Source organism: Humitalea rosea (assembly GCF_003253705.1).
Classification (GTDB): Bacteria; Pseudomonadota; Alphaproteobacteria; order Acetobacterales; family Acetobacteraceae; genus Humitalea; species Humitalea rosea.
In genome coordinates this window covers 151,826-173,112 of sequence record NZ_QKYU01000010.1, presented here as the reverse complement: position 1 = coordinate 173,112, position 21,287 = coordinate 151,826, and the positions used below count along the sequence as shown (strand labels likewise).

Sequence of the window (21,287 nt, the reverse complement as noted above, 5' to 3'; positions counted from 1 at the left end):
GCTTGCGCCGGCCTGACCACCCGCGCCACCACAACCAGCAGGCGAGCCGCTCAACGGCGAAATGTAGACGCCGAGGGCGTGATGAATAATCCGGGTCAGCACGAGCACCAGCAGCACCGGCCGCAGGCGCCGCAGCACGGATTTGCGCGGGCGCGTGGCCGGGGCCTCGACCCGCGCCGGCGCCGATGGGGGCGATGGCGTGGTGAGCGACTGGTCAGGCGTACTGGGCGTACGAGCATTCATGGAAGCGGAACCGTTTGTCATGCGTGGACGGAACATAGTCGCGGCAGGCCGCTGGTCAATGAAAAACTGAACCGTTCAGTTCAGTCTTGTTTTTTGGCCCGCGCCACGCCACACTCGTCGCATGTCGAGCCCCCTTTGCCCTGCTCCCGGAACCCTTGGCGAAACCGCCGAGATGCCGCGCAAGTATCACGCTGTGCTCGCCGCGGCGGGTGAGCTGTTCATGCGCCAGGGCTATGCCGCTGTTTCGATGGATGCGGTGGCCAAGGCGGCGGGCGTGTCCAAGGCCACGCTCTATGCCTACCTCCCCGGCAAGGATGCGCTGTTGGAGGCTGTGGTCGCGGACCGCTGCGCCCAGATGGCCGAACGGGTCGGCGCCGTCGCCGTGCATGATGTGGCCCTGGCCGAGTCGCTGCGGCTCCTCGCCGATAGCTGGCTGCGCTTCCTGCTCGATCCCCGCTCGCTGCGGATGTACCGCATGGTGATCGCCGAAAGCCCCCGCTTTCCCGATCTCGCGCGCCGCTTCTTCGAGGCGGGGCCCGCGCGCGGCGCCGCCTTCATCACCGGCTGGATCACGGAGGAACAGCGCCTGGGACGGTTTCGGCCGGAGCTCGACCCCAAGGTGACCACCGGGCACGTCTCCTCCCTCATCCGGGGCGACCTATTTAACCGCGTCGTGCTCGGCATCGAACAGCCTGGGGAAGAGCGGATCGCCGGTGCGGTGGCGGCGACGGTCGAGGTGCTGCTGCGCGCCTTCGCGGTTCAGCCTCAGCCCGAGGCCTGATCCCCGCCCGGACGCCAGATCCGGTACCACCGGCCCTCAACCACGGCGGCGCAGAGCTGGTCGAAGCTTTCATCCCAGCTCAGCGGCCGGATGCCATCTGAGGGCGGGGTAAAGCCTGCCTGCATCCAGGCCGCGACCGCATCGGCCAGGGGCTTGGCGTCCGTCCCGCTGAAGTAGCTGGCGTTCTCACCGGCGACTTCGCGGAACACCGGCAGATCCCGCGCCAGCACCGGCAAGCTGGCCAGCGCCGCCTCGATGATCGGCAGGCCAAACCCCTCGTGGTTCGAGGCCATGAGCAGCCCCGCCCCGGCGCCATACAGCGCGCGCAGCTCCGCATCGCTGCTCTTCGGCACCCAGTGGAGCCGGTCACCCAAGGCGGGCGAGGCCCTGAGGCGGGCAATGAAGGCCTCCATCTGCCAGCCCTCCTTGCCGATGATGGTCAGGCCGATGTCCTGCCCCGCGGCCCAAAGCGCCTCGAAGGCCGAGAGCGATTGGGCATAGCCTTTGCGGGGCTCGACCGTGCCGGTCATCACGACGGTCGGCCGGCGCTCCGCGCTGGCGAGGGCGGCCTGCACCTCGGCCGAAACGGGGCCGCCGGTCGCGGGCGCGGTAAAATCCGCGCCGAGATGGAAGAAGCCGACCGGCAGCGCCGTGGCGCGGCGGGTCGCATCCTCGTCCAGCCAGACCAGCAGCTCGTCCGCGACGGCGCGGGAGATGCAGAGCGCCCCATCGGCAATCGTCAGCATCCGGGTGTACCAGCCCCGGATCAGCGTGATGACCTCCTCCGGGAACAGCTCCGGATGGCGCATCGGCAGCAGGTCGTAGATCACCAGCACGATCCGCATGCCGCCGAGGCGGAGGCGACGCAATTCGGCGTATTCCTCCTCCGTGAGCTCCGCATTCACGTCGATGCAGAGCAGCAGGTCGCCCTCGCCGGCATCCAGCGGGGTCTCCGGGATGTTCAGCGGCGCGTGGTCCAGGAGGCGCAGCGGCACCGCATGGGTCCGCCGCAGGCGCCCGGCCTCGACCCGCACCGCTTCGCCCCGCCAACCGCCGGGCTGTTGCTCAAGCACCCGCCGGCCGATCTCGCGCACCACCCGCTGGATGCCGGTGCCATGGTCGCGGCGTGCCAGCTCCGACATGTCGATCAACAGCCGTGGCCGCCCGCCGGCCCGCCAGGGCTGCGGGAAGCTGCGCCCTATGGCGCGGGAGGCGGCGAGCAGGCCGCCCGCCTCGCTCACCGTGGCCTGCGCCTGGTCGGCCATGCGCTGGGCCACGCTGGCCGGGTGCAGCCCCGAATAGGCGGCCTCGATCGCATCCCGGTAGCGCGCGGCGATCGCATCCGGGGCAAGATCCCGCAGCGCATAGGCGCGGCCCGCGGCACCAAGCTGCGCCCGGCGGGCCGGATCGTCGCGCAGGGCGGTCAGCGCCATGGCCAGGGCCGCGGCATCCGCCTCCTCCGGCAGCCCCAAAGCCACCGGCTCGGGCAATTCGGCGGCCGAGCCGTGGCGGTTGCAAACGAGCGGGACCCCCGCGATCAGGACGTCGGCGACGGCACCGGAACTTTCCCCCCGCGATCCCAGACGCCATTGCACGGCGAGATCGGCACAGGCCAGCCAGGCGTCATACGCCTCCCGTCCCACGCGCCCGGTGAACTGGATGCCGGCCTCGGGATCGGCCAGTTCCTGCCGCAGCTCCTGCGGCGCATCGCCGACGAAGACCAGCCGCCCGACCAGACCCGAGCGGCGCCATGCCTCGGCCAGCAGCCCGGGGCACTTCAGCGGCGTGACGACGCCGAAGCTGCACACCACGAAGGCGTCCTCCGCCAGGCCCAGCATGGCCCGCGCCTCGGCGCGACCGGGCCAGTCGCGGTCGGTCCGCAGATGCGGGATGACGGCGATGCCATCGGCCGCCCCGGCGCCGAAGTGGCGGCGCAGCACGTCAACGCCATGATGCGAATGCTGGATGAGGCCGAGGGAATCCTGCAGCACGGGCAGGCTGCAGGGATAGGTGGCCAGCGCTGCTTGGCGCCCGTGCTCGGTGTCGAAGCGCAGGGCGGGATAGCCGTGCGATTGCAGCAGCGCGATGCGGAAGTCATCGGGACGCCCGCGTTCATGCGCGAGCCAATCGACGTAGTTCGACAAATAGGCATCGTGCAGCACGACCATGCCCGGGCAGTTCGGCAGCAGATCCTCGATCTGGAAGCGGTGAAAGCTGGAATTGCCGAGCTGATAGAGCACCCGGTCGAAGCGTCCCGACTCCTGCAGGAACTGCGCGGGATCGAGGCGCGCAAAGCCCGCCTGGAGCCGCGTATCGGCGATGGGCGTCTCGGTGACCAGCGTGATGTCGTAGTGGTAGGCGAGGCTCGGCAGCAATTCGCGGCTGTAATCGGCGATCCCGCTGTTCTGCGGCGGCAGCGGCGAGACGAAGGCGAGGCTGGGCCGGGGGCGCAGCACCGCCGCCCGGGGCAACGCCTGATGCGCCTCGCGCCTCGCGTGGATCGCCTCCATCGCGTCCCAGGCGCGTGCGGCGCTGGATCGCCAGGTGAAGCGCGCGGCCTGCCCGGGCCCGAAGGCGGCAAGCTCGGCGCGGAAGGCGGGGTTTTCCAGCACCTTCCGCATGCAGGCGGCGATGGCGTCGGGGTCGTTGGGGTCGAAGGTGGCGTCGTCCCGGCCGATCACCTCGGGCAGGCTGGTGGTGTTGCTGGCGATGGTGGGCGCGCCGCAGGCCATGGCCTCGGCCACCGGCAACCCGAAGCCCTCGTGCAGCGAGGGAAAGACGAAGAGCGCGCAGGTCGAATACAGCGCGGTGAGGTCACCCTCCTCCACGAAGGGGATGATGACGAAGCTCTCGAAGGGGATATCCAGGCTGCTCGCCAGCTTGCGCAGCGCATCCGGCGCCATCTTGCCCACGATGAGCAGTTGGTGGCGCTGGCGCAGCGCGGCGGGAAGGCGGCCGTAGGCGGCGATCAGCCCGGCCTCGTTCTTGCGGATATCCCCGGCCCCAAGGAAGAGGATGAACTCCTCCTGCAAGCCGTAGCGTCGCAGCAGCGCCGCGCGGGCGTCCGGCGTCAGCGCGGCGGGGCGGAATGTCGGGCTGATGCCGGCCTGGATGTTGAACACCCGCTCCGGCGCGAAGGGCAAATGGCGGATCGCCTCCTGCCGGCTGGAGTCCGAAATCGCCAGCAGGCCCTCGGACAGCGCCATTTCCTGCGCGCAGCGGTAATACCAGCGGGCCCCGTCCGAGATGGGTCCCGGCGGGCCGAAATAGGCCTCGTGCCGGATCAGCGGGATCAGATCGTAGCAGGTCGCCACCACCGGCAGGCGCTCCAGCTCCGCCGGCTGCAGGCTCAGCACATCATCGCCCAGCCCTTCGAACAGGCTGGTGACATGCACGAGGTCGGGGCGGAGCGAGGCCAGGAACTGGGCGCGCAGGGTTTCGGCGAAGGGCCGCAGCGGGGAGGCGGCCAGTGCCGCGGTGCCGCGCGGGGGATGCCACAGCTTGATCTGGGCATGCGGCACCACGGTGCCGAAGCTGGCCACAAGCTCTTCCGCGGTATCCATCATCGCGCCGCTGATGGCGATGAGGCACTCATGCCCTCGCGGCTCCCGCGCCATTGCAAGGGCAAGCTCGCGGGAGAAGCGGCCGATCCCGCGCGCGCGGCTGCTGCCCTGCGCGCCTTGCAGATCGATGACGAGGCGCATTTTTCTACGGCTTCCCTGCGTATGTCTGGGGGCGGCGGCTCATCCGCGTGGCGCGCGATGACGGCCGGCGAAGCCGGCGGTGGCGAAGTGGCGATAGAGGCGCAACTCATCCTCGCTGAGGTCGAGGCCGGATACCTGGCCGGCCGCCAGGGCCGCCTTCAGCACCTCCAGGCTTGCCGGCGGGGCGGGGCGCGGCTGGCTCGCGCGGCGCTCATAGGCACGGAAGCGCACCACGAACCATTCCACCGGCCCGGGCAGCACGGCCCAGACGCGCCGCGCGCCTCGCCGCACGCCAGGCACCAGCAACAGGGCGCGCATGGCCCGGTGGAACAGCCAGCGTGCCAGATCCTTGAGGCCCGGCCGCGGCGCCTCGCCCCGAACCAGCCGTCGCGCCGCGGCCATGCCGCGCGCGGCACCGCGACCCAATGCGCGAAATGGTCCGGTGGCGCGCCAGCTACGGTAGGCTGTGGTTAGCTTCACCTTTGCCTCGGTTGCGGGACCCAGCCCCTGCAACAGGGCAGGGCGCTCATGGGTTTCCTGCAATCCGGCGCCCTGCGCGGCCGGGGCCGGCGTGGGGGCCACGCCCTGCTGTGGCCTCCGCCAGCTCCGCGTGCTCCTCGGCGAGATACATGCGGCGCGCGCCGCTGGACCCGAGGAAACGGTAGCCCTGGCTTGTCAGAAGCGGTTCCCATGCGGGGAGCGAGGGCGCCTGCCATGCCTCGGCCAGGACGACCCACGGTCGGCAGTGGATCAAATCCAGCCCGGCGAGGACGTCGCTCGTCGCGTCAATCCGCAAGAGATGAATCGGGCCCTCGCGATGGCGGGTCGCACAAGCTTGGGCAAGTGTGAGGGCCTCGGCACCCTGCGTCGCCGCCATCCCTGCCAGGGTGGTGTCAAGCGGCGGCTCCCGCATGGTGGCCCTGCATGCCGCAGGATCCCCCGCCAGGCTGAGTCCCCGCCATCCCCGCCCATACAGAATGTCCGACATCGAAAGGAAATTGGCTTCGAACCGCCCTGATTCTATATAGAAGCCATTTTTTACATGCCCAAGCACACGCAGAAGCATGTGTTTATCTTGGTTCGCTGTGGTGTCCACCAATGACATACTGATCCGTGGGACGAGAAGGTTACAAAGTAGCGCCACGAATGTGTTTTTGGAAGGGCGCAGGCAATCCGCCGCCCCCTTGGGACCGGCTCAGTCGGCCGATAGCCCATCGCCGCCGTCTCCGACGCTGCCAAAGGCGCGCGTCGCATCCCGCCAGGCCCGCAGGACCAGCGGGTCGCTCGCCGCCAGCCCGAATTCGCGTGCCTCGGCGCGCAGATGGCCCATCAAGGCGGTCATGGGCCGGTCGGCCTCAATTCGCGCCAGCAGCGCCAGCACCCCATCCGCATAATGCGCGGGGTGGAAGGTCTCACGCGCCCAGGCCCGGGCGGAGGCACCCAGCGCGGGCCCGACCTCGGGGTGTCGCAGCATGATCGACAGATGCCGCGTCACGGCCTCGAATTCGTCGCCCGCCGGCACGCGCATCACGAACCGGTCGGGCAGATCGCGGAAGGAGCCGACGTCGGGCACGATCACCGGCCGGCCGGACAGCAGCCCGAGGATCGCCGAGCCGGACGAGCCCTCCGTCACCGGCCAGCGCAGGCAGCAGAGGACATCGGCCTCGGCCACCGCCGCTTGCAGATCCGCGTGGGACAGCCAGCCGGAAAAATCGATCTCGACGCCGAGCGCCTCCGCCCGTGCGGATAGCTCGGCCATCCGCTCCGGCTGGGCATGGCCGAGGATGCGGTAGCGGAGGCTGCCCCGGAGCATGTCGCTCTGGCCGATCGCTTCCACCACGATGTCGTGCCGTTTGTTGGCATTGGCGTCGCCGATGGTCGCCACGATCAGCGGGGCGTCGGCTTTGCGCGCGCGGGGGGGCGGCACCTCGAGGTCGGGGAAGGACAGCCTGAGCACCGCGACCGGGCCGCGGGCGAATTGGCGAACCGCGGCGGCATAGAAGTTGGCATGGACCACGGCGCCGGTCGCGCGGGCCGCGAACCATCCCAGCAGCGCCTCGGGGGAGAGAGCCGCGGGCGGCGCCTCGGACTCGCCACGGAGGAAGGCCCATCCGTTGCGGAAGTCGCTCATGTCGGTGTCGTGCAGCACCACGACGCCCGGGGCATCCAGCAACAGCCGCGGCACTTCGCCATGATGGCCGAAATGATTGCCGAGCGCGTAGAGGATGGCGTCATGCTCCGCGACCAGCTGCGCGGGCTCGATGTCGCAGCCCGCCACGATGGCGCCCGGCGCGTCCAGCGGCGGCAGCGCCAGCGGCGCATCCATCGAGGGCTCCATGCTCTCGGCGCGGATGATCGTCACCTCATGGCCGCGCTGATGCAGTTCGAAGGCGACAAGCCGCGCCCAGGAGGAAATCGCCGAACGCTGGTTGTAGGGGGTGACGAGTGCGATGCGCATGGGGCTAGGCCAACAGCTTCGGCACGATGGAGCGCCAGTTGATGTCCCGCGCCTCGAACACCGCCCGCGCCTGCTGCCCAAGTCGGCGGGCCAGGGCGGGATCGGAGGCGAGGCGGTCGATGGCGGCGGCCAGCTCGACCGGATCGGGCGGCACCACGAAGCCGGTCACACCATCCTCCAGCAACTCCAGCAGCCCGCCGGAATCGGTGCAGGCGATCACCGCCTTGGCGGCCTGGCAGGCCTCCATCGTGACATAGCCGATGGCATCCTCGTCGCTCGGGACATAGGCGGCGGCCAAGGCGTTGTTCATCAGCCCGGCCAGCTCCTCGACCGGCAGGAAGCGGGCATCCACCGTCACCCGGTCGGCGACGCCGAGGGTTTCCGCAAGGCCGCGCAGCCGGTCGGCGGTGCCGGGCAAATCCGCCGGCCCGGCGACGACGAGGCGAATGGGCGCGCGCACATGCACCATGGCCCGGATCAGCAACTCGTGGCGCTTGTTCCCGGCAAGGCGCCCGGCGGCCAGGATATAGCCGCCGTATTCCCCGCCCGGATAGCGTTCCGGCTCGTTCAGCGGCATGTGCATGACTTCGGCCGCGAGGCCGTTGTAGCGGCGCAGCCGGTCCGCGACATTGCTCGCGATCGTGTACAGCGCCCGGCAGCCCGCGAAGCTCGTGGTATCGGCGGCACGGATGGCGTGGCGGATCACCGGCCCACGCTCGAACTGCAGCAACTCGGACTGCCCGCTGTCCCAAAGGTCGTAAGCCTGGCGATGCTGGTGGATCAGCCACATCACCTTGTTCGGGTGCGGCACCAGGTAGCTCGGGAATTTCAGCCCGATGACGCGGTCCACCCCCTCCAGCCGCAGGCAGCGCATCGCCAGCATCTCATCCAGCAGCCGTTCGGCCGGATACCACTGGAAGGGGATGCGAAGCTGTTCCGCCTCGACCCCGGCCGCGCGCAGGTTGCGTACAAGGTTGTCGGCCAGCGCCTCGGCCCCGCCCCAGACGAAGGGCACCATGGCGTTGAGGACGAGGACCCTCATGCGCCGAGCATCGCATCGAGCACGGCATCCCAGCCTGGGCGGGCGGCCAGGGCTTGTGCCGCGGCCTCCCCCATGGCGGCGGCCCAGGCCGGCTCGGCGGCCAGCCGGTCCAGGGCGGCAGCGATGGCGCGCGTATCGGTGAGGGGGATGCCAATGCCGGTCTCGCCGTCCACGATCCGCTCCATCGCGGCGGGGCAGTCGCGGTTGACGATGGCGGGGAGCCCCGCGGCAGCCGCGCGGTCGATGCAGGCGAGGGCGACGTCGTCATCCGCGGCAAGGCAGAGCACGGCTCGCGCCTCGGCCATCAGCGCCGCGAGCCATGGCGGCGATGGGCGGTCGCGATCGAACAGCAGGCGGCCAGGGGGCAGCACGGCGGCACGCAGCGCGATCTCCTCCAGCACCAGCGGATCGTTCGCGCCCCCGCAAAAATGGACCCGGACCTCGGGGCGCGTGAGCCGCAGGGCGGCCGTGACCTCGGCAAGCCCGGCATCCGCCGTGCTGGGGCCAGGGTGGAGCGCCGTTATCGAACGCCCGCCGGGGGCGGGGGCGGGGGCGAGGCACGGCGCCGGGGCGGGGGGAGGCAGCACGCCGGGCCGCAGCCCCGCCCGCTGCCGCCAGCGCTCGGCCGCGGCCTCGGAGGTGGCGAAGACCCGGTCCGCGGCCAGCAGCGCGGTCCGGTCCGCCACGGCCAGCCGCAGCGCCGCGCCATCCTCGGCCGGCACGCCGCCATAGCCGTCGTGGGCGGAGAGCCACAGCACCTTGTGCGGATGGACCACCAGATGCGCCGGCGGCCGCAGGGCGATAATGCGGTCGAAGTTATCCGTCAGGGCGATGGCCCGGAACGCCCAGGCTTGCTCCAGCAAATCCCGGCCGAAGGCGACCGGCAGCAGGATGCGCTCGACCCTGTGGCCATGTGCGCGCAAGGCCGCCTCCAGGCCACGCGCGAGGTCGCGGTGCAGCCCCTGGCTCAGCGGAGCGGTCGAGGTGACGACGCCGATGCGCAAGGCGCTCAGCCCATCCGCAGACGGGCCAGGCGCGGTGCCGCGCCGCGCGCGAGCACGAGGTTGACGGTCCCGTCCAGCGCTGCGAGGTCCTGGGCGGTGACGCGATGGCAGATGCCATCCCGGTCCCCGATGGCGAGCGCGGTGTCGAGCCCGGCGACGGCGAAGGCGCCGAGCCAGGCCTGGGCGGTCTGGCTCGAACGGCGCAGATGGGCGTTGTCGTATTCGGCGACGACGATCAGATCCGGGTTCTCGGCCAGCAGCCGGGGCATGCCTGCCAGCACGCCAAGCTCGGCCCCCTCCACATCCATCTTTACCACGGCGACAGGCAGGCCGGCGGGGATGGCCGCATCCAGCCGCACGACCTCGACCGTGACGCCGGCGCCGCCGGCCGTCCCTGGTGCCGGCAGCAGCGAGTTGGTGGAGGTGTTCGATCCGAAATGCAGCAGCGCCTGGCCCGGCTGGTCCCCGACCGCCTGCTCGACCACCCGCACCTGGCCGTCCAGGCCATTGAACGCGAGGGTCCGTCGAAGGCGGGCGGCGGTCTCGGGGCTCGGCTCGAAGGCGTAGAGCAGCCCGGACGCGCCGATGCGGCGGGCCATGGGCATCGCCATCATCCCGACATGCGCGCCGATATCGACGGCGGTGTCACCGGCATCCAGCAGGCTGACGAGCACGGCGACCGTGCCGATCTCATGCCCATCGCCCTCGGCGAGATAGACGACCAGTCCGATGTCGAAGCCCGGCACGATGACGTAGCCATGCGGGCTGCGAACCGCGAAATCGCCCTCGGGCAGGGGGATGGCGTTGCGGTTGACGAGCTTGGCCGTCATCCGCTCGATGCCCGCGACGGCGGCGGCGAGGGGAAGATCGGTGTTGCGGTTGACCAGCTCCGAGGTCAACCGCTGGATCTCCTCCACCTGGGCGGCCATGGCCGGGGCGCGGTCACGCTCGACGAGTTGGGCGGTCAACCGCTGGATCTCCTCCACCTGGGCGGCCATGGCCGGGACGCGGTCACGCTCGACGAGTTGGGCGGTCATCCGCCCGATCTCCTCCACCCGTGTGACAAGCGGCAGCTCGACCCGGCACATGGCCTCCTGGACCAGGGTCAGGCGCTGCGCCTCATGGGCGATGGCCTCCTCGATGCGCCGTGTCGTCACCCGCAGATCCGGAATCCCGAGGCGCAGCGCCTCGAAGCGGTCCGAGGCGATCTCGCCGCGGGTTTCGAGCCGCTCAACGCTCCGCTGCATATGGCTGATCGCATGCGCCACGGCCTCGATCTGGCTGGTCAGACGGGCGATGTCGGCGGAAAGCCCGCCGGTCAGACGGGTGATGTCGTCGGAAAGCCCGCTTTGCTGAATCGCGGTGCCCATGCGGGCCTGAAAGCGGAGCAGGAAGGGTGCCGCCAGGGGGCGCAGGCGCATCAGCAGCCACCGCGCCGCGCCGCGGATGGGGGAGCTATGGGAACCGTCGGGAGACCTGCTCGCGCGCGCCATGAACAGGAGTCCTCGCTCTTTTACGGGTGCCCGGCGAAACGGCCGGCAACTCGTCCGGTTTCACACCCTGGCTGAAAACGCCGGAGCCGAGATTCCAGAAGGCAAGCATGATCCGAACCGCGCCGATGCTCCCGCTTCAACCCCATGGCGCCGGATGCGTCAATCCGAACCCTCTTACGGCCTCACCGGCCGGCCATCACGCCGCGAAGAGGGCGCGGCCCGGGACGGCGTCCAGCAGGCTGCGGGTATAGGCGTGGCGGGGGGCGGCGAACACCTCCCCGATCGGGCCGGTCTCGACCACCACCCCGTTCTGCATCACCGCGATATCGTCGCAGATCTGCGCCGCGACGCGCAGGTCATGGGTGATGAAGAGCATCGAGAGCCCGAGCCGCGCCTGCAAGCCGCGCAGCAGCTCCAGCACCTGCGCCTGCACGCTGACATCCAGCGCCGAGACCGGTTCGTCGGCGACCAGCACCCGCGGCTTCATCGCCAAAGCGCGGGCGATACCGATGCGCTGGCGCTGGCCGCCGCTGAACTCGTGCGGGAAGCGGGCGACCGCATCCGGCTCCAGCCCGACCAGGCCGAAGAGGGCGCGCGCTTCCGCCATCGCCTGGGCGGCGCTGGTGCCCAGGGCCATGGGGCCCTGCGCGACCTGGTCGCCCACGCGCCGGCGCGGGTTCAGCGAGGCGAAAGGGTCCTGGAACACCATCTGCACCAACCCAGCGGCGGCGCAGCGGCCGTGGGGCAAGGGCTCGCCGGCAATCAGGATATCGCCGGCATCGACCGGCAGCAGCCCGACGACGCAGCGCGCCAGCGTCGATTTGCCTGAGCCGCTCTCGCCGACGACGCCGAGGGTGGCGCCCTGGCGCAGGGTCAGGTCAACGGCATCCAGCGCCTTCACCGCCTTGCGGCGCCGGAACATGCCCGGCGAGCCATAGGTCTTGGTCACCCCCCGCAGGGTCAGCACCGAGCCTGCCGCAAGCTCGCGGGGCGGCGGGGCGATCAGCGCGGGCACGGCGGCGAGCAACGCCTTGGTATAGGGATGGGTCGGATGAGAGAGCACGGTCGCCGCCGGCCCCTGCTCCACCACAACCCCCTGCTGCATCACCGCGACCCGGTCGGCGATCTCCGCGACCACGCCGAAATCATGGGTGATGAACAGCACCGCGGTGCCGCGTCGCTGTTGCAACGCGCGGATCAGCGCCAGCACCTGGGCCTGGGTGGTGACGTCGAGGGCTGTGGTCGGCTCGTCGCAGATCAGCACCTCGGGTTCCAGGGCCAGGGCCATGGCGATCATCACCCGCTGCCGCTGCCCGCCCGAAAGCTCATGCGGATAGGCCCGTAGCGCGCCCTCGGGGTCGGGCAGGGCGACCTCGGTCAATGCGGCGAGGCTGTGGGCGGTGATGTCCCTGGAATTGAGATCGGTATGGGCGCGCCACATCTCCGCGATCTGGGCGCCCACGGTCATCAGCGGATTCAGCGCCGTCATCGGCTCCTGGAACACCATGGCGATGCGGCGGCCGCGCAGGGCGCGCCAGGCCTCGGGCGACTGGCCGACCAGCGCTTCGCCGGCCAGCATGATCTGGCCCGAGACGACGGCCAGCCCCGGCGCCAGCAGCCCGATGATGGCCGAGGCGGTGACGGATTTGCCGGAACCGCTCTCACCGACGACGCAGAGGATCTCGCCGGGATCGAGCGCCAGCGAGACCTGATCGAGCGCCAGCGCCCGGTCAGCCCCTGCCGGCAGGGCCACGCTCAGCTCCCTGATTTCGAGCAAGCTCATCGGCCGGCCAGCCGCGGGTTCAGCGCGTCGTTCAGCCCCTGGCCCACCAGCGAAACCCCGAGGATGGTCAGCAGGATGGCGATGCCGGGAATGGCCGAGACATACCACTCCGCCCGCAGCACGTTCCGCCCGAGGCCGATCAGATTGCCCCAGGAGGAGACGTTGGGATCGGAGAGCTGCAGGAAGGCCAGGGCGCTTTCCAGCAGGATGGCGATGGCCATCACCACGCTGGCATAGACGATCACCGGCGGCAGCGCGTTGGGCAGCACCTCGCGCAGGATCAGATGCGCGTCGGACAGGCCCTGCAACCGGCAGGCCTGCACGAAGTCGCGGGTGCGCAGGCTCAGGAACTCCGCCCGCGTCAGCCGCGCGACGGGGGGCCAGGCGACGATGCCGATGGCGATGGTGACGGTTTTGATGTCCGAGCCGAACACCGCGACCAGCACCAGCAGCAGCAGGAAATTGGGCAGGGTCTGGAACGCCTCGGTCACCCGCATCAGCAGCGTGTCCACGATCCCGCCGTAGAACCCGGCCAGAGCCCCGATGCCGATGCCGATGACCACCGCGATGGCCGTGGCGCTGAAGCCGATCAGCAGCGAGACCCGCGCGCCATGGAACAACTGCGCCGCGATATCCCGCCCCGAGGGGTCGGTGCCGAGCGGGAAGCGCGGATTGGCCCCCGGCCATTGCAGCGGCCGCCCGGCCAAGGACAGCGGATCGCCCGGATAGAGCAGCGGGGCCAGCAGCCCCATCGCCAGCACGGCCAGGACCAAGGCCGCGCCGATCAGGGCCGCGGGGTTGCGCGCATAGGCGCGAAGGAATTGCATCAGCCGCCGCTCGAAATGCGCGGGTCGAGCCGCGCGTACAGCATGTCCACGATGAAATTCGCCGCGATCACCAGCAGCGCCGAGACGAAGGCGATCCCGAGCAGCGTGTTCAGATCGCGCTGCACCACGCTCTCATAGGCAAGCCGGCCGAGGCCGGGCAGGGTGAAGACGCTCTCCACCACCACCGAGCCGCCGAGCATGGTGCCGACCTGCAGGCCGATCAGCGTGATCATCGGCAGCAGCGCGTTGCGCAGCACATGGCGCGCGACGACGCGGGTCTCGGTCAGCCCCTTGGCCCGGGCGGTGCGGACGAAATCGAGGGTCAGCACCTCCAGCATCGCCGCCCGCATGATCCGCAGCGAGATGGCGAGGTAGATCAGCGCCAGGGTCAGCGTCGGCAGTACCAGATGCTTGGCGATGTCCAGCACCGCGGCGAAGCCGGTCAACCCCAGCGCCACATCGCCGAAGCCACCCGCGGGCAGCCATTGCAGGTGCACGCTGAACACCACGATCGCCATCAGCCCGAACCAGAAGGAAGGGGTGGCATAGAAGATCAGCCCCAGGGTCGAGATCAGCGTATCCGGCCAGCGGTTCACCCGCCGCGCCGCGACCACCCCCAGCACCGCGCCGAAGGCGAAGGCGAAGGACAGCGAGGCGGTCATCAGCAGCAAGGTCGCCGGCAGCCGCTCCAGGATCACGGTCGCGACCGGCTTGCCGTAGATCGCCGAGTAGCCGAGGTCGAGCTGTACCAGCCGCAGCAGATACTGCCCGAGCCGGGCCGGGACCGAGAGGTCGAGCCCGTAGAAGACCCGAAGCTCGGTCGCGATGCGTTCGTCGCCGCCGCCCATCTGCGCCATCAGCGCATCGACGGTATCGCCGGGCGCGAGTTGGAGCAGCAGGAACAGCCCGATCAGGATCAGCAGCAGCGCCGGCAGCGACGCGGCGAGACGCCGCGCCGCGAGACCCAGAAGCCTCAAGAGTCCAGCCAGGTGTCATGCCAGGAGGAGGAGGCCCAGCGCGGGTTGTTGCCGGTGTTCTTCAGCTTCTTGTTGAAGGTGGAGAGGAACAGCTGCTCGATCGGCATCCAGACCGGCAGTTCCGTCTGCACCAGCCGGACGAAGTCGGCATAGAGCGCGCGGCGCTTCACCGGATCGACCTCGGTCGCCGCATCATCCATCAGCTTGTCGGCGGCGTCGTTCTGCCAGCCGAACTGGTTGGTCCAGGGCGCGCCGACCGGGCTGCCCGAACGATACCAGACCGTGGTGCTGACCGCCGGATCGCTGCGGTACTGATGCCAGCCGGTGGCGAGGTCGAAGTCATGCTCGCGATAGACGGTGCGCAGGAAACCCGCCGCGTCCAGGCGCACGATCTCGATGCGGATGCCGACCTCGGACAGCGACTGCTGGATATAGGTCGAGAACAGCGCGATATCCTCGCCCCAGGGGGCGGGGGTCAGGCGCAGGGTGAAGCGCAACCCGCCGGCGCCGCGGCGGAAGCCGGCCTCGTCCAGCAGCCGGTTCGCGGCCGCCTTGTCGAAGCCGTACTGCGGCACATCCGCACCCGGGTAGTAGTCGGTCGAAACCGAGGGGATCGGCCCCGTCCCCGGCTTGGCGAAGTCGCCGAGGAAATTCTCGATGAAGAAGGGGATGTTGATCGCATGCGCGATGGCGCGGCGGACTCGGACATCGGCCAGTTCGGTGCGGCGGAAGTTGAACTCCAGCGTATTGGTGCGGGCATTGCCTTCATTGCCGCGGGTCGTGACCTCGAAACGCGGGTCGCGGCCAAGGCGCTGGGAATCGGCGATGGTCAGCGAGGAATAGGGGCTGAACAGGATCTGCCCGGCTTCCATCTGCGCCGCCGCCGCCGAGCGGTCGGTGACGACCCGCCAGACGATACGGTCCAGATAGGGCAGGTTGGGGCGCCAGTAGGTCGGGTTGCGCTCGGCGATGATGAACTGGCCGCGCTCATACTGCACGAACTTGAACGGGCCGGTGCCGATCGGCGCGGTATTGGCCGGGTTGGCCCGGATATCGGTGCCCTCGTAGATGTGCTTGGGCGAGACGTAACCGAGATCCGGCAGCGCCCGCAGCAGCAGGCCGAGCGGCATCGGGCGCTCGTAGCGGAACACCGCGGTATGCGCGTCAGGCGTGTCCACGGCGGTGAGGAACTGCTGCAGCGCGGTGCTGTAGTTCAGGATCTTCTTCCACATCTCCATCGCCGTGAACTGCACGTCGGCGGAGGTGAAGGGCTTGCCGTCATGCCAGGTCACGCCCTGACGCAGGCGGAAGGTGATGGTCTTGCCATCCGCGCTGCTTTCCCAGGATTCGGCCAGCACCGGGCTCGGATTGCCGGCGCTGTCCAGGTCCACCAGCGGCTCCTGGATCTTGCCGCCGACGATGTAGACGCCGGTCGAGGCCTGGAGCGACGGGTTCAGGATGCGCTGTTCGGTCGCGAAATGGACGGTCATCACCCCGCCGCGCTTGGGCGTCTCCTGGGCGAAGGCGGGCATGGCGGTGAAGCCGGGGGCGGCGATCGCGGAGGCGGCGAGCAGGAGGGCCTCGCGGCGCGTGGGTCCATTCATCGGGTGGTGTCCTCACTGAAGATCAGGGTGCAGCCGGTCGCGGTGACCGGGGCGCGCGGGGTCGGGGTGCCGAGCACCAAACCGGCGCCGCCTTCGGGCGGCGGGGTGGGAATGTCGTATTTTTCCGCAATGGCCGCGGCGGTGGCAAAGGCGATATCGGCCCGGCCGGGGCCGGTCGGGACCACGCGGAACGCGCCCTCCTCCCGCACCGAGCTGTCGATCAGCCCTGCGAGGCGGTCGGCGGCGGCCGCATCCGCCGTCGCCACCAGCACGCGCAGGATGCGGGTCACGCCATTGGCGTGGGTTTGCAGCGAAGGCAGCCAGACCGCCTCCCGCGTGTGGTGCTGGCAGGCGAAGATGCGCAAGCCGCCGACGGCGGCCTCCGGCGGCCAGTGGAAGACCGAGAAGCGCGCCTCCGTGCTGCCGCCATCCGGCAGCGGCACCGGGCGGCCGAACTCCACCGGCCCGGTCGCGGCGGAACCCGCGGCCTGGGCGGCCGCGACGCCGGCGGCGGCATCGGTGGTGGTGAAGGCGACGCGCTCCAGCCCCTCGCGCTCGGCGAGGAAGCCGCGCAGCGGCGCGTTGCGCGGCGTCTCGGTGACCACGCCCAGGAGTTCGATGTAATCCTCCCCGAACATCATGGTGTAGTTGCCGCTGCCCATATGCGGCGAATGCAGCCCACGCGGCGACAGGGTGAACCCCGCCCCGGCCCAGACGGCGGCGGCGGCATCGAGGTCCCGCACCGCGACCACCGCGTGGTCGAGACCGATCAGGCTGGCGAGCATCTCAGCCTTCCTTGCGCATGCGGTAGCGGAAGTCGCAGTGGCTCGCGCCCTTCATGATGGTCTTTGTCCGGGTCATCTCGATCCGTGGATCATACCCCTCGATGAAGGTGCCGTCCCGGTTGCAGGAGAGCAGATGTCCGATCTCGCCGAGGCCCATGGAATGGTAAAGCTCAGCATAGCGGCAGCGGGTGACGTTGAAGTCCAGGGTTTCGGCATCCTGGGCGATGGGCTCGATCCGCAGCGCATCCTCCCGCGTCCAGAGCGGCTGGATGGCGGCGAAATTCTCGATCGAGGGTCCGCCTGGGGCGGCGGCGGCGAATTGGCGCCCGGCCTCGATGGCAGCGGCCTTCACCGCGCGCTCGATCACCCCTTGGGCCGCTTCCTCGCCGAAGGCGGCCTTCATCTCCTCATAGATCGGCTTGATGATCTCCGCCTCGATCCGGCGCCGCTGCAGGATGCCCATGGGGGCGTCAGGGGTGGTGCTCGACATCAGCCTTCTCGCCTCCACGGATCAACGTTCAGATATGGTGATTATTCGATATCACAAATTTGGACGCGGGAATACGCCCCCCGGCAAGGGTAGCCGCGTCAGGCCTTTTTCAGAAAGCAGGCCTTGAGGACGAGGTCCTTCACCTTGTCGGTGCGGCCCTCGACCTCGTCATCATCGCCGGTCAGGCGAATGCCGCGCATGATGGTGCCACGCTTCAGCGTGACCGAAGTGCCCTTGACCTTCAGGTCCTTGATAACCTGCACGGAATCGCCGTCCACCAAGACGGTGCCGTTGCTGTCCTTGACTGCCACGCGTGATCTGCCCCCGGGGCGGAAGCGCCCTCGGAGGCATGTTACACCCTATCGGCCCTTGAACACCGGCTTGCGTTTTTCCGCGAAGGCGGCCTGCGCCTCGCGGGTGTCCTCGGTGCTGGCCAGTGCCACGGTCTGGGACTGCTCGAAGCGGTAGCCCTCGTGCAGCGGCAGGTTTTCCGTGACCTGGAAGCTGCGCTTGGCGGCGCGGATCGCCAGCGGCACCTTGGCCGCGATCTCGGCGGCGATGGCCTGGGCGGCCGCGACCACCTCCGCCTTCGGCACGCAGACCGAGGCGACGTTCATCCGGTACAGCTCCGCCCCGCTCATCCGCCGGGCGGTGTAGATCATCAGCCGCGCATCGGACTGGCCGAAGTGCCGCATCACATGCCGCACCCCGCCCGCAAGGCCGACATCGACCTCGGTCATCGACAGGAAGGCATCCTCGGCCACCACGAGAATGTCGCAGACGAGCGCCAGCACGCAGCCGGCGCCGATGGCGGCGCCGTTCACGGCGGCGATCACCGGCTTCTCGCATTCCATCACGCAGTCGAAGCTCGCGCGGACGGTGCGGTTGTGGCGGGGATAGACTCCCGCATCGCCCGTCGGCCGCTCCTTCAGATCCGCCCCCGCCGAGAAGGTCTTGCCCGCCCCGGTCAGCACGATGGCGCGGACATCCGCGCGGTCGCTGAGCTGGTCGAAGACCTGGATCAGCTCCTCGCGGAACGCCCGTCCCTGGGCATTCACCGGCGGGCGGTCGAGGGTGACGGTCGCGACGAACTCCGCGACCTCCACCCGGATCAGCGTCTCACTCATTCGATATGGATCCCTGCCGCATCAATCACCTGTTTCCACCGGGCGGATTCGGCCCGGATGGTCGCATCCAGCTCCTCGGGCGTGGAGGGCATCGCCACCTCGCCCTGGGCTTCCATCCGCGCCATGAAGGCCGGGTTGGACAGCACGGCCACCGCGGCCGCGTTCAGCCTGGCGATCACCGCGGGCGGCGTGCCGGCCGTGGTCGCGAGGTAGTTGAAGGGCGCGGCATCGAAGCCCGGCAGGGATTCGGCCAGCGCCGGCAGGTCGGGCGCCAGCGCCGAGCGCTCCGGCGTGGTGACGCCGATCGCCCGCAGGTTCCCGGCCCGCGCCTGCGGCAGCAGGATCGAGAGCGTGTCGAGCGCCATGCTGACGGTGCCCGAGAGCAGATCGGTCAGCGCGGCACTGGTGCCGCGATAGGGCACGTGGAGGATATCGATCCCCGCCATGTGCTTCAGCATCTCGCCCGCCAGATGCGAGGAGGAGCCGATGCCGGAGCTTGCGAAGGTGAGCACCCCGGGCCGCGCCTTGGCCAGCGCGATCAGGGAGGCGAGGTCGGTCACGGGCAGGCCCGGATGCACCACCAGCAGGTTCGGCGCCCGCTTCACGCCGCTGATCGGCGCGAAATCCTTCACCGGATCATAGGGCAGGCTGCGCATCAGATGCGGGTTGATGATCTGCGGCGCCGGGGTGCCGTAGAGCATCGTGTAGCCGTCCGGGGCGGCATGGGCGACCACGCCGGCGCCTAGCGTCGCGCCGCCGCCGGGGCGGTTCTCCACGATCACCGGCTGGCCGAGGATCGCACCCATCGGCTCAGCCAGCATGCGCGCGGTGGCATCGGCCGAGCCGCCGGCGGAATAGGGGCAGATCAGCCGCAGGGGCCGGTCGGGGAAGCCCGCCTGCGCGCGGGCAAGGGAGGGCAAAGCGAGCCCGGGAAGGGCCAGGCCCGTCGCCAGGATACTCCGTCGAGAGTGGGTCATTCGGTCTGCAGGCCTCCTACCTGGATCACGCGTTTCCATCGGTCGGATTCGGATTGCACCTCGGCCCCGAGCCACTCCGGCGTGCCGCCCAGGGGTTCGACCCCGAGGGTGGCAAAGCGGGCGCGCACGGTGGGGCTGGCGAGGATCTTGTTCAGCTCGGCGTTCAGTCGGGCGATGGCCTCGGGCGGTGTGCGGGCCGGGACGAGGAGATAGTTGAAGGACGCATCGTAGTAGCCGGGCAGTGTCCGCGCGATCGGTGGCAGCTCCGGTGCCGCCGCGGCGGGCTCGGTGGTGCTGACCGCCAGCGCCCGCATCCGCCCCTCGCGCACCAGCGGCAACAGGGTCGCGATGGTGTCGAAGGCCATGTCCACGCGGCCGGCCATCAGCTCCTGGGCTGCCGGCGCGGTGCCGCGGAAGGGCACGTGCAGCAGTTCGATCCCCGCCATCTGGGCGAACATCGCCCCCGCCAGGTGACCTGAGGAGAAGACGCCGGAGCTTGCGTAGCTGGGCCCGCCGGGCTGCGACTTCGCAAGCGCAATCAGCTCCGCCACATCCTGCACCGGCAGGCCGGTGCGCACCACCAACAGCTTCGGCGCCCGCATCAGCGCGATGAGCGGCGCGAAATCGCCCATCGCGTCATAGGTCATGTTCTTGACCAGATGCGGGTTGATGATCTGCACGCTGGGCACGGCGTAGAGCATCGTCAGCCCATCCGGAGCCGCCCGCGCCACCGCGATGGCGGCGATGGAGGTGGCGCCGCCGGGGCGGTTCTCGATGATGACCGGCTGGCCGAGCGCGGCGCCAAGCGGTTCGGCAATGATACGGCCCAAGGTGTCGGCGGTGCCGCCCGGGGCCAGCGGGATCACCAGGCGCAAGGGGCGCTCCGGCGCCCAGCCCTGCGCCCGCGCGGGGCGGGCCAGCAGAGGCACGGCCAGCGGGGCCGCGAGGAGGCTACGGCGAGGGATCATGGCCATCACTCCATCTTCACGCCGGTCGCCCGCACCACTTCGCCCCAGGTCGCATGGGTCTGCTGGATGAAGGCGGTGAAGTCCGCCGCCGAACTGCCGACGATGCGGCCGCCCTGGTTCAGCAGCTGCGCCTTGGTATCGCCGTCGGCCAGGGCCGCCATCGCCGCGGCATGCAGCTTGGCGACGCGATCGGCGGGGATGCCTGCCGGCCCGAGCAGGCCGTACCAGGTCTCCGACACCATGTTGGGCACGCCGCCCTCAATGGCGGTGGGGGTGTCGGGCAGGATCGCGATCCGCTCCGCCGAGGTGACGCCGAGGGCCGGCAATTGCCCGCTGCGGACGAAGGAGATCAGCGCCGGGGTATCGGCCATCAGCACGTCGATCCGCCCGCCGAGCAGGTCGGTCACCGCCGGCGCCGCGCCGCGATAGGGCACATGCGTCATGTCCACCCCGGCGCGCAGCTTGAACAGCTCGCCCGCCATATGCAGCGAGGAGCCGATGCCGGCCGAGCCGAAGGTGAGCGGGTTCGGGCTGGACTTGGCCAGCGCCACCAGCTCCCGCACGCTGGACACGCCGAGGCCCGGCCGCACCGAGATGATCTGCGGCACCGCCAGCACCTGGGTGATCGGCGTCAGATCCTTCAGCGGATCATAGGCCATGCTCGGCATGATATGCGGCAGGATCACGATGGCACCGCTGCTGGCGAGCACCAGCGTGGTGCCATCCGGCCGCGCCCGCGCCGCGGCCTCCACGCCCACGGCGCCGCCGGCGCCGGAGCGGCTGTCGATCACCATGGGCTTGCCGAGCTGTTCGCCCATCACGCGCCCGATCAGCCGGGCGATGATGTCGGCCGGGCCGCCGGCGGCGAAGGGCACGATCAGGCGTATGGGCTGGTCCGGCCAGGTCTCGGCGCGGGCCGGGGCGAACGGCAGCGCCGAGGCGAGCGAGGCCAGCAGCAGGCGACGGTCGATGTTCATTTTGTTGGTTCCTCCCATTATTTGTTGAATCAATTGGGGCGCATGTC

20 protein-coding genes are annotated in these 21,287 nt (G+C 70.0%); 1 reads left to right on the top strand and 19 read right to left on the bottom strand.

Going from position 1 to position 21,287, the window contains the following annotated elements:
* On the bottom strand, window positions 1-243 hold a 243-nt coding region (locus tag C8P66_RS23840; RefSeq protein ID WP_158537202.1), incomplete at its 3' end, for a hypothetical protein.
* Between the two features lie 121 nt (window positions 244-364).
* Between C8P66_RS23840 and C8P66_RS10670 the strand changes: the two genes are divergently transcribed.
* Complete coding sequence (locus tag C8P66_RS10670) at window positions 365-1,024, top strand: TetR/AcrR family transcriptional regulator (RefSeq protein ID WP_111398233.1); 660 nt, start codon at window positions 365-367, stop codon at window positions 1,022-1,024.
* Here C8P66_RS10670 and C8P66_RS10665 read toward each other — a convergent pair.
* From C8P66_RS10665 to C8P66_RS10580, 18 genes are all read right to left on the bottom strand, one after another.
* A complete protein-coding gene (locus C8P66_RS10665) occupies window positions 1,009-4,728 on the bottom strand; it encodes a glycosyltransferase (RefSeq protein ID WP_111398232.1) in 3,720 nt (1,239 codons plus the stop codon). The two genes, C8P66_RS10670 and C8P66_RS10665, sit on opposite strands and share 16 nt — an antisense overlap.
* Window positions 4,729-4,767: 39 nt before the next feature.
* Window positions 4,768-5,130: a hypothetical protein gene (locus C8P66_RS10660; RefSeq protein ID WP_111398231.1), complete on the bottom strand. Its 363-nt coding sequence runs from the start codon at window positions 5,128-5,130 to the stop codon at window positions 4,768-4,770.
* Window positions 5,131-5,254: 124 nt separating this feature from the next.
* Window positions 5,255-5,794, bottom strand: coding sequence for a class I SAM-dependent methyltransferase (locus C8P66_RS10655; protein ID WP_146422812.1), 540 nt, complete (start codon window positions 5,792-5,794; stop codon window positions 5,255-5,257).
* Window positions 5,795-5,923: 129 nt separating this feature from the next.
* Window positions 5,924-7,186, bottom strand: a complete 1,263-nt coding sequence (locus C8P66_RS10650; protein WP_111398229.1) for a glycosyltransferase family 4 protein — start codon at window positions 7,184-7,186, stop codon at window positions 5,924-5,926.
* 4 nt (window positions 7,187-7,190) lie between these two features.
* Window positions 7,191-8,228 (bottom strand): glycosyltransferase family 4 protein, encoded by a 1,038-nt coding sequence (locus C8P66_RS10645; RefSeq protein ID WP_111398228.1) that lies wholly within the window; start codon window positions 8,226-8,228, stop codon window positions 7,191-7,193.
* Window positions 8,225-9,232, bottom strand: a complete 1,008-nt coding sequence (locus C8P66_RS10640; protein ID WP_111398227.1) for a glycosyltransferase — start codon at window positions 9,230-9,232, stop codon at window positions 8,225-8,227. The genes C8P66_RS10645 and C8P66_RS10640 overlap by 4 nt, the downstream gene beginning before the upstream one ends.
* A 5-nt stretch (window positions 9,233-9,237) precedes the next feature.
* A complete protein-coding gene (locus C8P66_RS10635) occupies window positions 9,238-10,653 on the bottom strand; it encodes an FkbM family methyltransferase (RefSeq protein ID WP_158537201.1) in 1,416 nt (471 codons plus the stop codon).
* 268 nt (window positions 10,654-10,921) lie between these two features.
* A complete protein-coding gene (locus tag C8P66_RS10630; RefSeq protein WP_111398225.1) occupies window positions 10,922-12,508 on the bottom strand; it encodes an ABC transporter ATP-binding protein in 1,587 nt (528 codons plus the stop codon).
* A complete protein-coding gene (locus tag C8P66_RS10625) occupies window positions 12,505-13,335 on the bottom strand; it encodes an ABC transporter permease (RefSeq protein ID WP_111398224.1) in 831 nt (276 codons plus the stop codon). Before C8P66_RS10625 ends, C8P66_RS10630 begins: the two co-directional genes overlap by 4 nt.
* The gene (locus C8P66_RS10620) at window positions 13,335-14,312 is read right to left on the bottom strand and encodes an ABC transporter permease (protein ID WP_111398223.1); all 978 of its coding nucleotides are present in this window, start codon (window positions 14,310-14,312) and stop codon (window positions 13,335-13,337) included. Before C8P66_RS10620 ends, C8P66_RS10625 begins: the two co-directional genes overlap by 1 nt.
* Window positions 14,309-15,916 carry an ABC transporter substrate-binding protein gene (locus C8P66_RS10615; protein WP_111398222.1) on the bottom strand — a complete coding sequence of 536 codons (1,608 nt, stop codon included), beginning with the start codon at window positions 15,914-15,916 and terminating at the stop codon, window positions 14,309-14,311. The genes C8P66_RS10620 and C8P66_RS10615 overlap by 4 nt, the downstream gene beginning before the upstream one ends.
* On the bottom strand, window positions 15,913-16,701 hold the full coding sequence (locus C8P66_RS10610) for a VOC family protein (RefSeq protein WP_111398221.1): 789 nt from the start codon (window positions 16,699-16,701) through the stop codon (window positions 15,913-15,915). Before C8P66_RS10610 ends, C8P66_RS10615 begins: the two co-directional genes overlap by 4 nt.
* Before the next feature lies 1 nt (window position 16,702).
* Window positions 16,703-17,191: an L-2-amino-thiazoline-4-carboxylic acid hydrolase gene (locus C8P66_RS10605; RefSeq protein WP_111398220.1), complete on the bottom strand. Its 489-nt coding sequence runs from the start codon at window positions 17,189-17,191 to the stop codon at window positions 16,703-16,705.
* A 98-nt stretch (window positions 17,192-17,289) separates the two neighbouring features.
* A complete protein-coding gene (locus tag C8P66_RS10600; RefSeq protein WP_111398219.1) occupies window positions 17,290-17,502 on the bottom strand; it encodes an alkylphosphonate utilization protein in 213 nt (70 codons plus the stop codon).
* A 48-nt stretch (window positions 17,503-17,550) separates the two neighbouring features.
* Window positions 17,551-18,318, bottom strand: a complete 768-nt coding sequence (locus C8P66_RS10595; protein ID WP_111398218.1) for an enoyl-CoA hydratase/isomerase family protein — start codon at window positions 18,316-18,318, stop codon at window positions 17,551-17,553.
* Window positions 18,315-19,295, bottom strand: coding sequence for a Bug family tripartite tricarboxylate transporter substrate binding protein (locus C8P66_RS10590; protein ID WP_158537200.1), 981 nt, complete (start codon window positions 19,293-19,295; stop codon window positions 18,315-18,317). Before C8P66_RS10590 ends, C8P66_RS10595 begins: the two co-directional genes overlap by 4 nt.
* Window positions 19,292-20,263: a Bug family tripartite tricarboxylate transporter substrate binding protein gene (locus tag C8P66_RS10585; RefSeq protein ID WP_158537199.1), complete on the bottom strand. Its 972-nt coding sequence runs from the start codon at window positions 20,261-20,263 to the stop codon at window positions 19,292-19,294. Before C8P66_RS10585 ends, C8P66_RS10590 begins: the two co-directional genes overlap by 4 nt.
* Window positions 20,264-20,268: 5 nt before the next feature.
* Window positions 20,269-21,240 (bottom strand): Bug family tripartite tricarboxylate transporter substrate binding protein, encoded by a 972-nt coding sequence (locus C8P66_RS10580; protein ID WP_158537198.1) that lies wholly within the window; start codon window positions 21,238-21,240, stop codon window positions 20,269-20,271.
* Window positions 21,241-21,287: the final 47 nt, after the last annotated feature.